This is a genomic window from Pseudomonas sp. HMSC063H08 (assembly GCF_001813645.1).
Lineage (GTDB): Bacteria > Pseudomonadota > Gammaproteobacteria > Pseudomonadales > Pseudomonadaceae > Pseudomonas > Pseudomonas aeruginosa.
Genome location: NZ_KV813429.1, coordinates 220,576 through 233,998, shown reverse-complemented (window position 1 = coordinate 233,998; position 13,423 = coordinate 220,576). Strand labels below are relative to the sequence as shown.

Below are 13,423 nucleotides of genomic sequence, written 5' to 3'. Positions count from 1 at the left end.
GCGATCATCATGTTCTCCTTCGGTGGCCTGGAGCTGGTGGGCATCACCGCCGCCGAGGCGTCCGAGCCGAGGAAGGTGATTCCCAAGGCGATCAACCAGGTGATCTACCGGATCCTCATCTTCTATATCGGCGCCCTGGCGGTGCTGCTCTCGCTGTATCCATGGGACCAGTTGGTGGAGACCATCAACGCTTCCGGCGACGACTACAGTGGCAGCCCGTTCGTGCAGATCTTCTCGTTGATCGGCAGCGGCACCGCGGCCAACATCCTCAACTTCGTAGTCCTCACCGCGGCATTGTCGGTCTACAACAGCGGCGTCTACTGCAACAGCCGGATGCTCTACGGCCTGGCCGCCCAGGGCGACGCGCCGAAGGTGCTGATGTCGGTGGACCGCCGGGGCGTGCCGGTGCTGTCGATCCTGGTCTCGGCGCTGATCACCTTCCTCTGCGTGATCGTCAACTACGTATTGCCGCACAAGGCGCTGGAACTGCTGATGTCGCTGGTGGTGGCGGCGCTGGTGATCAACTGGGCGATGATCAGCCTGTCGCACCTGAAGTTCCGCGCGGCGATGAAGCGGCAGGGCGTGGACACCTTCTTCAAGGCACTCTGGTCGCCGTTCAGCAACTACCTGTGCCTGGCCTTCGTGGTGTTCATCCTTGGCATCATGCTGATGATCCCCGGGATCAACATCTCGGTGTACGCCATTCCATTCTGGCTGCTGCTGATGTGGTTGTGCTACCGGGTCAAGCTGTCGCTGGCGGAAAGGCGCGGGCTCGGCCAGCAGGCCTGAGCCTGCGGGTGGCGCGGGACGGGAGCTTCGGCTCCCGTTTTTCATTTCGCACGGGCAAGTTTTTCTGTCGTTTTCTGTTACGCGTTTCAAGACCCGGTGTGCGGCTTGGGTGGCTCCCGGGGAGGTGGCTCTTTATAATCCCGGAGTTACCTTGCGGGGCCATTCATCAATCGTGCCAATTCAGTACGTTGTGCGCGATGATGGTCATTTTCTGACTTGGGCCTCGTCTTTTCTGTCCACGACCACTAGGCACTAGACATGATCAAGATAAAACGTGGCCTGGACCTGCCCATCAGCGGCGCCCCCGAACAGCGCATCGAGGCAGCACGCCCGGTACGCAGCGTGGCGTTGATCGGTTTCGACTACCACGGCATGAAGCCGACCATGGCGGTGCAGGTAGGCGACCGGGTGAAGCTGGGGCAGGCGCTGTTCACCGACAAGAAGAATCCCTCCGTCAGCTATACCGCACCCGGCGCCGGTGTGGTCAGTGCCATCCATCGTGGCGAGAAGCGCGTCCTGCAATCGGTGGTCATCGATCTCGACGGCGACGAGCAACTGGAGTTCGCCCGTTATCCCGCGGACCAACTCGCCACGCTGAGCGCCGAGCAGGTCCGCGACAACCTGTTGCAGTCGGGCCTGTGGACCGCGCTGCGGACCCGGCCGTTCAGCAAGGTGCCCGATCCCGAGTCCAGCCCCAGTTCGATTTTCGTCACTGCCATCGATACTCAGCCGCTGGCCGCCGATCCGCAGGTGGTTATCGCGGAGCAGGGCGAGGCCTTCCAGGCCGGGCTGACGGTGCTCGGGCGCCTGGCCCGGGTGTTCCTGTGCAAGGCGGAAGGCGTTTCGCTACCCGGCGAGGCGCTCTCCGGCGTGACCGCGCAAGCCTTCGCCGGTCCGCATCCGGCGGGCCTGCCCGGCACCCATATCCACTTCCTCGACCCGGTGGGTGCCGGCAAGAGCGTGTGGAACCTGAACTACCAGGACGTGATCGCCATCGGCAAGCTGTTCACGACCGGGCAATTGTGGACCGAGCGGGTGATCGCCCTGGCCGGTCCGGTGGTGGAAAAGCCGCGTCTGGTGCGCACCCGGTTGGGCGCCAACCTCGACGAACTGGCCGCCGGCCAGCTGCAGCCGGGCAACAACCGGCTGATCTCCGGCTCCGTGCTGGGCGGTCGCACCGCCCATGGCGCCTACGCCTACCTGGGGCGCTACCACCTGCAGTTGTCCTGTCTCAAGGAGGGCGACCAGCGCGAGTTCCTCCACTACCTGCGCGCCGGGGTGGAAAAGCATTCGCTGCTCAACGTGTTCGTCTCCAGGCTGCTCGGCGGCAAGCGTTTCGCCTTCACCACCAGCACCAACGGCAGCCCGCGTGCGATGGTGCCGGTAGGCAATTACGAGGCGGTGATGCCGCTGGATATCCTGCCGACCCAACTGCTGCGCTACCTGATCGTCGGCGACACGGAAATGGCCCAGAAGCTCGGCGCCCTGGAACTCGACGAAGAGGACCTGGCGCTGTGCAGCTACGTCTGCGCCGGCAAGTACGAATACGGCCCGATTCTGCGGGACAACCTGGCACGCATCGAGCAGGAGGGCTGAGCCATGGGTTTGCGTAACCTGCTCGACAAGGTCGAGCATCATTTCGAGAAGGGCGGGCGCTACGAGAAGTGGTACCCGCTGTACGAAGCCGTGGACACCTTCCTCTATCGTCCCGGCAGCGTCACCCGCACCACTGCACACGTGCGCGACGGCATCGACCTGAAGCGCATGATGATCATCGTCTGGCTGTGCACCTTCCCGGCGATGTTCTTTGGCATGTACAACGTCGGCCACCAGGCCAACCTGATCTTCGCCCAGAGCCCCGACCTGTTGAGCGCCCAGGATGGCTGGCGCTTCGCCCTGATCGGCGCGCTGGCCGGGTTCGACCCGAACAGCCTGTGGGATTGCCTGGTCCAGGGCGCCGCGTACTTCCTGCCGGTGTACCTGACCACCTTCATCGTCGGCGGTTTCTGGGAGGTGCTGTTCGCCAGCATCCGCCGCCACGAGGTCAACGAAGGCTTCTTCGTCACCTCGGTGCTGTTCGCCCTGACCCTGCCGCCGTCCGTCCCGCTGTGGCAGGTAGCCCTGGGGATCAGCTTCGGCGTGGTGCTGGGCAAGGAAGTGTTCGGCGGCACCGGGAAGAACTTCCTCAATCCGGCACTGGTCGGCCGGGCCTTCCTGTTCTTCGCCTACCCGGCGCAGATGTCCGGCGACGCGGTATGGACCTCGGTGGACGGCTTCGCCGGCGCCACCTCGCTGAGCCTGGCCGCCGCCGGCGGGGTGGACAACATCCTCGGCCACGGCCTGACCTGGATGGATGCCTTCCTCGGCCACATGCAGGGGTCGATGGGCGAGACCAGCACCCTGGCGATCTTCATCGGCGGCGCCGTGCTGCTGCTGACCCGCATCGCCTCCTGGCGCATCGTCGCCGGGGTGATGCTGGGGATGGTCGCCATGAGCTACCTGTTCAACGCCATCGGCTCGGCCAGCAACCCGATGTTCGCCATGCCCTGGTATTGGCACCTGGTCACCGGCGGCTTCGCCTTCGGCATGATCTTCATGGCCACCGACCCGGTCTCGGCGTCCATGACCGATACCGGCAAGTGGCTGTTCGGCGCCCTGATCGGAGTGATGGTCATGCTGATCCGGGTGGTCAACCCGGCGTTCCCGGAAGGCATGATGCTGGCGATCCTGTTCGCCAACCTGTTCGCACCGCTGATCGACCATTTCGTCGTTCAGGCCAACATCAAGCGGAGGCTGGCGCGCAATGGCTAATCAAGAATCCACCACCCGCACACTGCTGGTAGCCCTGGTGGTGTGCCTGGTCAGCTCGGTGTTCGTCGCCGGCGCGGCGGTGGCGCTGAAGCCGACCCAGGCGGAAAACCGCCTGCTCGACAAGCAGCGCAGCATCCTCGCCATCGCCGGTCTCGGCGAGCCGGGCATGTCCGGCAAAGAGGTCAAGGCGCTGTTCGACAGTCGCATCACCGCCAAGGTGGTCGACCTGCAGAGCGGCACCTTCAGCGATGCCCAGGACCCGCTCGGCTACGACCCGCTGAAAGCGGCCAAGGACCCGGCGCTGTCGGAGGCGCTGCCCGCCGCCGAGGACATCGCCTCGATCAAGCGCCGCGAGCGCTACACCACGGTCTACCTGGTGGAGACCGACGGCAAGCTCGACACCCTGATCCTGCCGGTGCGCGGCTACGGTCTGTGGTCGACCCTGTACGGCTTCCTGGCGCTCAAGGGCGACCTCAATACGGTCGCCGGCTTCGGCTTCTACCAGCATGGCGAGACCCCCGGTCTCGGCGGTGAGGTCGACAATCCGAAATGGAAGGCGCTGTGGGTCGGCAAGACCCTCTACGACGCCCAGGGCGATCTTGCCGTACAGATCATCAAGGGCTCGGTGGACCCGCAGTCGGCGAAGGCGACCCACCAGGTCGACGGCCTGGCCGGCGCCACCCTGACCAGCAAGGGTGTCGACAACCTGCTGCATTTCTGGCTCGGCAAGGACGGTTTCGACGCCTTCCTCGCCAATCTGCGCAAAGGGGAGGCGTGATGGCTGCTCAACCCACGATCCGCGAAGTCCTGTTCAATCCGGTCTTCCAGAACAATCCGATCGGCCTGCAGATCCTCGGGATCTGCTCGGCGCTGGCGGTAACCTCGAACCTGAAGACCGCTACCGTCATGGCCATCGCCCTGACCCTGGTGACCGGCTTCTCCAACCTGTTCATCTCGATGATCCGCCGGCAGATTCCCAGCTCGATCCGGATGATCGTGCAGATGGTGATCATCGCCTCGCTGGTGATCGTCGTCGACCAGGTGCTCAAGGCCTATGCCTATAGCCTGAGCAAGCAGCTCTCGGTGTTCGTCGGGCTGATCATCACCAACTGCATCGTGATGGGCCGCGCCGAAGCCTTCGCCATGGCCAACCCGCCGCTCGTGTCGTTCTTCGACGGCATCGGCAACGGTCTCGGCTACAGCGCCATGCTGCTGGTGCTGGGCTTCGTCCGCGAGCTGTTCGGCGCCGGCAAGCTTTACGGCATCAGCGTGTTGCCGACGGTCAACGATGGCGGCTGGTACCAGCCGAACGGCCTGCTCCTGCTGCCGCCTTCGGCGTTCTTCCTGATCGGCCTGATCATCTGGGCCCTGCGGACCTGGAAGAAAGACCAGGTCGAGGCCCCGACCTACAAGATGGCCCCGCAGGTATCCAGCAAGGAGGCTTACTGATGGAGCACTACATCAGCCTGTTCGTGAAGGCCGTGTTCGTCGAGAACATGGCGCTGGCGTTCTTCCTCGGCATGTGTACCTTCATCGCCATCTCGAAGAAGGTGGAGACCGCCATCGGCCTGGGTATCGCGGTGATCGTGGTGCAGACCATCACCGTGCCGGCCAACAACCTGATCTACACCTACCTGCTCAAGGACGGCGCGCTGGCCTGGGCCGGGCTGCCCGAGGTGGACCTGAGCTTCCTCGGCCTGCTCAGCTACATCGGGGTGATCGCCGCCATCGTGCAGATCCTCGAGATGCTCCTCGACAAGTACGTACCCAGTCTCTACAACGCGCTGGGCGTGTTCCTGCCCCTGATCACGGTGAACTGCGCGATCATGGCCGGCTCGCTGTTCATGGTCGAGCGCGACTACAACCTTGCCGAGAGCACGGTGTACGGCGTCGGCTCGGGCTTTTCCTGGGCGCTGGCGATCGCCGCGCTGGCGGGTATCCGCGAGAAGCTCAAGTACAGCGACGTCCCCGAGGGCCTGCAGGGCCTGGGGATCACCTTCATCACCATCGGCCTGATGTCGTTGGGCTTCATGTCGTTCTCCGGCGTGCAGTTGTAAGGAGAGGCCCGTGATCGGATTCGAGATTTTCCTGGCCATCGGCATGTTCACCGCCATCGTCCTGGGCCTGGTGGCGATCATCCTGGTCGCCCGCGCCAAGCTGGTGTCGAGTGGCGACGTGACCATCCAGATCAACGGCGAGCACAGCCTGACCGTGCCGGCCGGCGGCAAGCTGCTGCAAACCCTGGCGACGAACAACGTGTTCCTGTCTTCCGCCTGCGGCGGCGGCGGCACCTGCGCGCAGTGCAAGTGCGTGGTGGTCGAGGGCGGCGGCGAGATGCTGCCCACCGAGGAGTCGCACTTCACCCGGCGCCAGGCGAAGGAGGGCTGGCGCCTGTCGTGCCAGACCCCGGTCAAGCAGGACATGCAGATCCGCGTGCCTGAAGAGGTCTTCGGGGTGAAGAAGTGGGAATGCACGGTGGAGTCCAACCCCAACGTCGCCACCTTCATCAAGGAACTCACCCTGCGCCTGCCGGACGGCGAGAGCGTGGATTTCCGCGCCGGCGGCTACGTGCAGCTGGAATGCCCGCCGCACGTGGTCGAGTACAAGGACTTCGATATCCAGCCGGAATATCGCGGCGACTGGGACAAGTTCAACATGTGGCGCTACGTGTCGAAGGTCGACGAGACGGTGATCCGCGCCTACTCGATGGCCAACTACCCGGAAGAGCAGGGCGTGGTCAAGTTCAACATCCGCATCGCCTCGCCACCGCCGGGCAGCGACCTGCCGCCGGGGCAGATGTCGTCCTGGGTGTTCAACCTCAAGCCGGGCGACAAGGTCACCGTGTACGGGCCGTTCGGCGAGTTCTTCGCCAAGGACACCGAGGCCGAGATGGTCTTCATCGGCGGCGGCGCCGGCATGGCGCCGATGCGTTCGCACATCTTCGACCAGTTGCGCCGGCTCAAGTCGAACCGCAAGATCAGCTTCTGGTACGGCGCGCGCTCGCTACGCGAGGCCTTCTATACCGAGGAGTACGACCAGCTGCAGGCGGAGAACCCCAACTTCCAGTGGCACCTGGCGCTGTCCGACCCGCAGCCGGAGGACAACTGGACCGGCCTGACCGGCTTCATCCACAACGTGCTGTTCGAGAACTACCTGAAGGACCACCCGGCGCCCGAGGACTGCGAGTTCTACATGTGCGGCCCGCCGATGATGAATGCCGCGGTGATCAAGATGCTCACCGACCTGGGCGTGGAGCGCGAGAATATCCTGCTGGACGATTTCGGTGGCTGAGCCTTTCCGTCCGCTTGCCAAGGCCGGACTGGCAGCGCTGGCGCTGGTCCTGGCCGGTTGCGGCGACACCCTGGAAAGCTTCGGCGGCCCGACCATGGGCAGCACCTATTCGATCAAGTACGTGCGCGGCGCCTCGGCGCCCGACGTCCAGACGGCGAAAGCCGCGGTGGAAGCGATCCTCGCCGAGGTCGACCGGCAGATGTCCACCTACCGCGACGACTCCCTGGTCTCGCGTTTCAATGCGCTGCCGGCGCAGTCCTGCATGGAGCTGCCGCCACCGATGCTGGAGTTGCTGCGCTACGGCGGCGAGTTGTCGGAACAGAGCCAGGGCGCCTTCGACATGACCGTCGAGCCGCTGATGAACCTCTGGGGCTTCGGTCCGCAGGCGCGGGTGGAGAAGGTTCCCAGCGCCGAGCAGATCGCCGCGGCGCGCCGTGACGTCGGCCATCGACACCTGCGCATCGACGGCCAGCGCCTGTGCAAGGACGCCGCCGTACAGCTGGACTTCGACAGCATCGCCGCTGGCTATACGGTGGACGCGGTAGGCGAACGCCTGAAGGAGCTTGGCGTGCGCAGCTACCTGGCGGAAATCACCGGCGAGTTGAAAGCCGAAGGGCGCAAGCCGGACGGCACGCCCTGGCGCATCGCTATCGAAGCGCCGCGCGAGGGCCAGCGGGTCGCCCAGCAGGTGCTGGCGCTGGACGGCTACGGCGTCTCGACCTCGGGCGATTACCGCAACTATTTCGAAGAGAACGGCCAGCGCTATTCGCACACCTTCGACCCGCGCACCGGCGCGCCGATCGACCATCACCTGGCTTCGGTCACGGTGCTCGATCCGTCGACGCGCAACGCCGACGGCCTGTCGACCCTGCTGATGGTGCTCGGTCCGGAAGAGGGCTACCGTTTCGCCGAGAAGCACCGACTGGCGGCGCTGTTCGTCAGTCGCCAGGGCAACGGTTTCGACAGCCGCACCACGCCACGCTACGAGCAACTGTTCGGCAACCAAGGAGAACGTCCATGACCTGGCTACTGGTCTTCGTCATCATGCTGCTGGTGGTCTTCGGCATGTCCATCGGGGTCATCATGGGCCGCAAGCCGATCGCCGGTTCCTGCGGCGGCATCGCCAACCTGGGGATCGAGAAGGAATGCTCGATCTGCGGCGGCGACCGGCAGAAATGCGAGGAAGCCAACCGCGACGAATCTGTAGTGCCCGGAAAACTCGCCTACGACGCGACCAAACGCTAATGTGCGACATTTCGCACGGGGCGTAACATATGCCCGCCTCGAGGTCGGACCGAGCCTTGCCCGGCGAATGCCGTCGTTCGCACCGACCCGATGATCGAATCGATCCGCCGCGCACATGTTGTGCAGCGGCTTTGCCGGAGGCGCCAGTGGGCGCCTCGGCCTGTTCTGAGGAGTACGCATGGCTGTCTACAACTACGACGTGGTGATTTTGGGCACGGGTCCGGCGGGCGAAGGGGCGGCGATGAACGCCTCCAAGTACGGACGCAAGCTGGCGGTAGTCGACAGTCGTCGCGTGGTCGGAGGCAACTGCACGCACCTCGGCACCATTCCTTCCAAGGCCCTGCGCCACTCGGTGAAGCAGATCATCGAGTTCAACACCAACCCGATGTTCCGCCAGATCGGCGAGCCGCGCTGGTTCTCCTTCCCCGACGTGCTGAAGAGCGCCGACCGGGTGATCTCCAAGCAGGTCGCCTCGCGTACCGGCTACTACGCGCGCAATCGCATCGACATGTTCACTGGCACCGCCAGCTTCGTCGACGAACGCACCGTCGAAGTGGTGACGCCGAGCGGCGCGGTGGAGCGCCTGGTCGCCGACCAGTTCGTGATCGCCACCGGCTCGCGCCCGTATCGTCCTTCGGACATCAATTTCAACCACCCGCGGGTCTACGACAGCGACACCATCCTGTCCCTGAGCCACACCCCGCGCCGGCTGATCATCTACGGAGCCGGGGTGATCGGCTGCGAATACGCGTCGATCTTCAGCGGCCTGGGCGTGCTGGTGGACCTGATCGATACGCGCGACCAGTTGCTCAGCTTCCTCGATGACGAGATTTCCGATGCGCTGAGCTACCACCTGCGCAACAACAACGTGCTGATCCGCCACAACGAGGAGTACGAGCGCGTCGAGGGGCTGGACAACGGTGTCATCCTGCACCTGAAGTCGGGCAAGAAGATCAAGGCGGACGCGCTGCTCTGGTGCAACGGCCGGACCGGCAACACCGACAAGCTCGGCCTGGAGAACATCGGCATCAAGGTCAACAGCCGTGGCCAGATCGAGGTGGACGAGAACTACCGCACTTCGGTGAGCAACATCTTCGCCGCCGGCGACGTGATCGGCTGGCCGAGCCTGGCCAGCGCTGCCTACGACCAGGGCCGCTCGGCCGCCGGCAACATCGTCGAGAGCGACAGCTGGCGCTTCGTCAACGATGTGCCGACCGGCATCTACACCATTCCGGAGATCAGCTCGATCGGCAAGAACGAAAGCGAACTGACCGCGGCGAAGATTCCCTACGAAGTGGGCAAGGCGTTCTTCAAGGGCATGGCCCGGGCGCAGATTTCCAACGAGCCGGTGGGCATGCTGAAGATCCTGTTCCATCGCGAGACCCTGGAGATCCTCGGCGTGCACTGCTTCGGCGACCAGGCTTCGGAAATCGTCCACATCGGCCAGGCGATCATGAACCAGCCGGGCGAGCTGAATACCCTGAAGTACTTCGTCAACACCACCTTCAACTACCCGACCATGGCGGAAGCCTATCGGGTAGCGGCGTTCGACGGCCTCAACCGGCTTTTTTGAAGGACTCCGGCCGGCGGCCTGAGCCGGCCGGAGGGGATGTGCTCAGCGATTCCCGAGGGTGGCGCTGGCCAAACCGGGAAAGTCTGTGATCAGGCTGTCCACGCCGAAGTCGGCGAGCCGGCGCATCAGCGCCGGTTCGTTGACCGTCCACACCGAGACGTGAAGCCCCTGGCGCTGGGCCTTGAGCAGGCGTTCCGGTGTGCATAGGGTCCAGTTCAGGGCGAGCAGGGCACAGCCATAGTGCTGGGCGACCTTCAGCGGGTCGAGCCAGGCGTATTCGGCGACCAGCCCGCGCGACAGCTCCGGGGTCAGTTCGTTGAGGGCCTTGAGCACGGTCCGCGAACCGCTGGTGACGGTGACCTTGTCGCGGTTGCCGAAGCGCTCGGTCAGCTCCCTGATCCGCGTTACCGTCCGCGCCGCGCGTTCGCGCGAGGCGCTCTTCACTTCCAGTTGCCAGTGCTCGAACGAGCACTTCTCGAACAACTCCTCCAGCCGCGGGATCGGCGTCGGCCGTACCCAGCCGGGGCCGCCTTCGCGCGCGTCGTAGGTGACCAGGGTGGCCGCGTCGTGTTCGGCGACCTTGCCGCGGCGGCCGGTGGTGCGCTTCAGGGTCGGGTCGTGGATCACCATCAGTTCGCCGTCGCGGGACAGGTGCAGGTCCAGTTCGCAACGGTTGACGCCATGCTCCAGGCAGCGCTGGAAGCTGGCCAGGGTGTTTTCCGGCGCTTCGCCCTTGGCGCCGCGATGTCCATAGATGAGAGTCACTGTGGCTCCTTGTTCGAGGGTTGCGCGGGATTCCGCGGCCGATGATGGCGAACGCTGTCGATCACCCGGCCGCTTTCGAAATATACCGAGAAGTCGCGGTAATCCCAGCGCACGATGGGCGGCTGGCCGACCGCGGGATGTTCCTCGTCGGCCAGGCCGAAGCGTTGCAGCACGGCTTCGCGGCTTTCGCCGCGCGCGGGCAGGGCGACCCGGGTATCGCCCTGGGCGCCCAGCGGAATGCTCAGGGTGTCGGCGAACAGCGGCGGGGCGAGGAGGAGGGAGCACAGCAGTAGCGAACGGAGCATCGGCACATCTCAGGTCGAAGAAGGTTGGCCCGGCTCGCCGAGCGGGCCTTGTCCGGCCCGTGCCAGGCGGCGCTGCTGGGCCTGCTTCTGGAGGATATGCCGGGCCAGCAACTGGCGCTGTGCGTCGCTCAACGCTTCGAACTCGGTGCCGATCTCGAATTCGTCGTCGTGTGGCTGGGCGTGGATTACCCGGGCCCGCAGTTCGAGGCCGAACCCCTGCGGCAACAGGACCATGCGCAGGACGAGCAACTGGCCGACCGGCAATGCGCGGTCGTGGTGGAAGCTGACGCCCCCCTCGGACAGGCTGACCTTGCGCGGTTCGCCGATCTCCTTGAGCAGGCTCTGCACCATGACCTGGCCAAGCAGGTCGATGCGCTTGTTCATCACCTTCAGGTAGTTGGCCAGCGTGCGGTCGCGTTCGCTGATGTGGCGCAGCAGGTGCTGCGACTCGTAATCCATCAGGTGGAGGTCGCTGAGCAGGCTGAACAGGGTGGCCCCCGGCTCGCTCTCCAGGCCGTCTTCGACGGCCCCGGCAGGGCGAAATTCCAGTGCGAGGGTATCTTCGATACGGTAGTATTCGCGGCGGTCATCCGCGTCACGAGTGGACATGGCGAACCCACGGCGGCAGTGATGGTCAGAGTGTAAGGCCGCCGGCGATGCCTCGCCACTTCGCCATCCCGACGCATCCATTTTCTGCCAGCTAAGGGCGACATGTTCAGACCCCTGTCCGTTTTCATCGGCACGCGCTATACGCGGGCCAAACGTCGCAGCCATTTCGTCTCCTTCATTTCGCTGACCTCGATGATCGGCCTGGCACTGGGCGTGCTGGTGATGATCGTGGTGCTCTCGGTGATGAACGGCTTCGATCGCGAAATGCGTACCCGCATCCTCGGCATGGTGCCGCAGGCCACCGTCGAGTCGTACCAGCCCATCGATGACTGGCGCGCCCTGGCCGAGAAGGTCAAGGCCCACGAGCATGTCACCGCGGTAGCGCCGTTCACCCAGATGCAGGGCATGCTCAGCGCCAATGGCGCGGTGCAGACGGTGATGGTCGATGCGGTCGATCCGCTGGAAGAGGCCAAGGTCTCGATCATTCCCGATTTCTTCAAGCAGGGCTCGCTGGCGGAACTCAAGGCCGGCGGCTTCGGCATCGTCATCGGCCAACTGGCGGCGCAGAAGCTCGGCGTCGGCATCGGCGACAAGGTCACCCTGATCCTCCCCGAGGTGGCGGTCACCCCGGCCGGGGTGTTCCCGCGGATGAAGCGTTTCACCGTGGTCGGCACCTTCCGCGTCGGCGCCGGCGAACTGGATGGCGGCCTGTCGCTGATCCACCTGGAAGACGCCGCGCGCCTGCAGCGCTGGAAGACCAACCAGGTACAGGGGCTGCGCCTGAAGCTCGACGACCTGTTCCAGGCGCCGCGGGTGGCCTGGGAGATCGCCCGGACCCTGACCGACAATGACTTCTACGCCCGCGACTGGACGCGCAGCCACGGCAACCTGTACCAGGCCATCCGCATGGAAAAGACCATGATCGGCCTGTTGCTGCTGCTGATCGTCGCGGTCGCCGCGTTCAACATCATTTCCACCCTGGTGATGGTGGTCACCGACAAGAAGTCGGACATCGCCATCCTTCGTACCCTCGGCGCCACGCCGGGGCAGATCATGGCTACCTTCATGGTCCAGGGTACGGTGATCGGGGTGATCGGCACGCTGGTCGGCGGGGTCCTCGGGGTGGTCGCGGCGCTCAACGTCAGCGCCTGGATTTCCGCCCTGGAAAAGCTGCTGGGCCACCAGTTCCTCGCGTCCGACGTGTACTTCATCGATTACCTGCCGTCGCAACTGATGCTCGACGATGTCGTGCTGGTCTGCGGCGCGGCCCTGGTCCTCAGCTTCTTCGCCACTTTGTATCCAGCCTGGCGTGCGGCTCGCACCCAGCCTGCGGAGGCTTTGCGTTATGAATGACAAGTCGGTGCTGAGTTGCCGCAACCTGAGCAAGAGCTACGACGAGGGACCGCAATCGGTGCAGGTGCTGTCCGGCGTCGAGTTGAACCTGCTGCCTGGGGAGCGGGTGGCTATCGTCGGCAGCTCCGGTTCGGGCAAGAGCACCTTGCTGAACATGCTTGGCGGCCTGGACACGCCCTCCGCCGGCAGCGTCTGGCTCGCCGGCGAGGAACTCTCGGCGCTGAACGAGACGGCCCGCGGGCTGCTGCGCAACCGCGCGCTGGGCTTCGTCTACCAGTTCCACCACCTGTTGCCGGAGTTCACCGCCCTGGAGAACGTCTGCATGCCGCTGTTGATCGGCCGCACGCCGATCGCGGAAGCCCGCCAGCGGGCGGCCGAGCTGCTGGAGCGGGTCGGGCTGGGGCATCGCCTGTCGCACAAGCCGGCCGAGCTGTCCGGCGGCGAGCGCCAGCGGGTGGCGATCGCCCGCGCGCTGGTCAACCGTCCGCAGCTGGTACTGCTCGACGAGCCCACCGGCAACCTCGACCAGCATACCGCCCAGGGTATCCAGGAGCTGATGCTGGAACTGAGCCGTTCGTTGCAGACCTCGTTCCTGGTGGTAACCCACGATCTCCAGCTGGCCGGGCACATGGATCGCATCCTGCGCCTGGAAGAAGGCCGACTGATCGCCGCGTAGCGGGGC

Annotated in this window: 15 protein-coding genes; 12 read left to right on the top strand and 3 right to left on the bottom strand. The window is 65.0% G+C overall.

Going from position 1 to position 13,423, the window contains the following annotated elements; all coding sequences use genetic code 11:
* From HMPREF2924_RS13175 to sthA, 10 genes are all read left to right on the top strand, one after another.
* Window positions 1-789 (top strand): amino acid permease (locus HMPREF2924_RS13175; RefSeq protein WP_049267153.1); only part of this gene is annotated, 789 nt, incomplete at its 5' end.
* A gap of 258 nt (window positions 790-1,047) precedes the next feature.
* A complete protein-coding gene (locus HMPREF2924_RS13170; RefSeq protein ID WP_003109479.1) occupies window positions 1,048-2,385 on the top strand; it encodes a Na(+)-translocating NADH-quinone reductase subunit A in 1,338 nt (445 codons plus the stop codon).
* 3 nt (window positions 2,386-2,388) lie between these two features.
* Complete coding sequence (locus HMPREF2924_RS13165) at window positions 2,389-3,600, top strand: NADH:ubiquinone reductase (Na(+)-transporting) subunit B (protein WP_003109478.1); 1,212 nt, start codon at window positions 2,389-2,391, stop codon at window positions 3,598-3,600.
* A complete protein-coding gene (locus HMPREF2924_RS13160; protein WP_003091184.1) occupies window positions 3,593-4,378 on the top strand; it encodes a Na(+)-translocating NADH-quinone reductase subunit C in 786 nt (261 codons plus the stop codon). Before HMPREF2924_RS13165 ends, HMPREF2924_RS13160 begins: the two co-directional genes overlap by 8 nt.
* On the top strand, window positions 4,375-5,049 hold the full coding sequence (gene nqrD / locus HMPREF2924_RS13155; protein ID WP_003119802.1) for an NADH:ubiquinone reductase (Na(+)-transporting) subunit D: 675 nt from the start codon (window positions 4,375-4,377) through the stop codon (window positions 5,047-5,049). Before HMPREF2924_RS13160 ends, nqrD begins: the two co-directional genes overlap by 4 nt.
* Window positions 5,049-5,657 (top strand): NADH:ubiquinone reductase (Na(+)-transporting) subunit E, encoded by a 609-nt coding sequence (nqrE, locus tag HMPREF2924_RS13150; protein WP_003091182.1) that lies wholly within the window; start codon window positions 5,049-5,051, stop codon window positions 5,655-5,657. Before nqrD ends, nqrE begins: the two co-directional genes overlap by 1 nt.
* A 10-nt stretch (window positions 5,658-5,667) precedes the next feature.
* Window positions 5,668-6,891, top strand: coding sequence for an NADH:ubiquinone reductase (Na(+)-transporting) subunit F (gene nqrF / locus HMPREF2924_RS13145; protein ID WP_003091181.1), 1,224 nt, complete (start codon window positions 5,668-5,670; stop codon window positions 6,889-6,891).
* Complete coding sequence (locus HMPREF2924_RS13140; RefSeq protein WP_003130678.1) at window positions 6,884-7,912, top strand: FAD:protein FMN transferase; 1,029 nt, start codon at window positions 6,884-6,886, stop codon at window positions 7,910-7,912. The genes nqrF and HMPREF2924_RS13140 overlap by 8 nt, the downstream gene beginning before the upstream one ends.
* On the top strand, window positions 7,909-8,136 hold the full coding sequence (gene nqrM / locus HMPREF2924_RS13135; RefSeq protein WP_003091178.1) for a (Na+)-NQR maturation NqrM: 228 nt from the start codon (window positions 7,909-7,911) through the stop codon (window positions 8,134-8,136). The genes HMPREF2924_RS13140 and nqrM overlap by 4 nt, the downstream gene beginning before the upstream one ends.
* 178 nt (window positions 8,137-8,314) lie before the next feature.
* Complete coding sequence (gene sthA, locus HMPREF2924_RS13130; RefSeq protein ID WP_003130681.1) at window positions 8,315-9,709, top strand: Si-specific NAD(P)(+) transhydrogenase; 1,395 nt, start codon at window positions 8,315-8,317, stop codon at window positions 9,707-9,709.
* Between the two features lie 42 nt (window positions 9,710-9,751).
* Here the strand turns inward: sthA and HMPREF2924_RS13125 are convergent, their stop codons facing one another.
* Genes HMPREF2924_RS13125 through HMPREF2924_RS13115 form a run of 3 tightly spaced genes read right to left on the bottom strand, consistent with a single transcriptional unit; the run spans window position 9,752 to window position 11,388 of the window.
* Window positions 9,752-10,474, bottom strand: a complete 723-nt coding sequence (locus HMPREF2924_RS13125; RefSeq protein WP_003130683.1) for a glycerophosphodiester phosphodiesterase — start codon at window positions 10,472-10,474, stop codon at window positions 9,752-9,754.
* Window positions 10,471-10,779, bottom strand: coding sequence for a hypothetical protein (locus HMPREF2924_RS13120; protein ID WP_003091175.1), 309 nt, complete (start codon window positions 10,777-10,779; stop codon window positions 10,471-10,473). Before HMPREF2924_RS13120 ends, HMPREF2924_RS13125 begins: the two co-directional genes overlap by 4 nt.
* Before the next feature lie 9 nt (window positions 10,780-10,788).
* Window positions 10,789-11,388: a PilZ domain-containing protein gene (locus HMPREF2924_RS13115; protein ID WP_003091172.1), complete on the bottom strand. Its 600-nt coding sequence runs from the start codon at window positions 11,386-11,388 to the stop codon at window positions 10,789-10,791.
* Window positions 11,389-11,490: 102 nt separating this feature from the next.
* Here HMPREF2924_RS13115 and HMPREF2924_RS13110 point away from each other — a divergent pair, with 102 nt between their 5' ends.
* Together HMPREF2924_RS13110 and lolD are read left to right on the top strand one after the other, a co-directional pair.
* Complete coding sequence (locus HMPREF2924_RS13110) at window positions 11,491-12,741, top strand: lipoprotein-releasing ABC transporter permease subunit (protein ID WP_003091170.1); 1,251 nt, start codon at window positions 11,491-11,493, stop codon at window positions 12,739-12,741.
* Window positions 12,734-13,417 carry a lipoprotein-releasing ABC transporter ATP-binding protein LolD gene (gene lolD / locus HMPREF2924_RS13105; RefSeq protein WP_003091168.1) on the top strand — a complete coding sequence of 228 codons (684 nt, stop codon included), beginning with the start codon at window positions 12,734-12,736 and terminating at the stop codon, window positions 13,415-13,417. The genes HMPREF2924_RS13110 and lolD overlap by 8 nt, the downstream gene beginning before the upstream one ends.
* Window positions 13,418-13,423 lie beyond the last annotated feature (6 nt).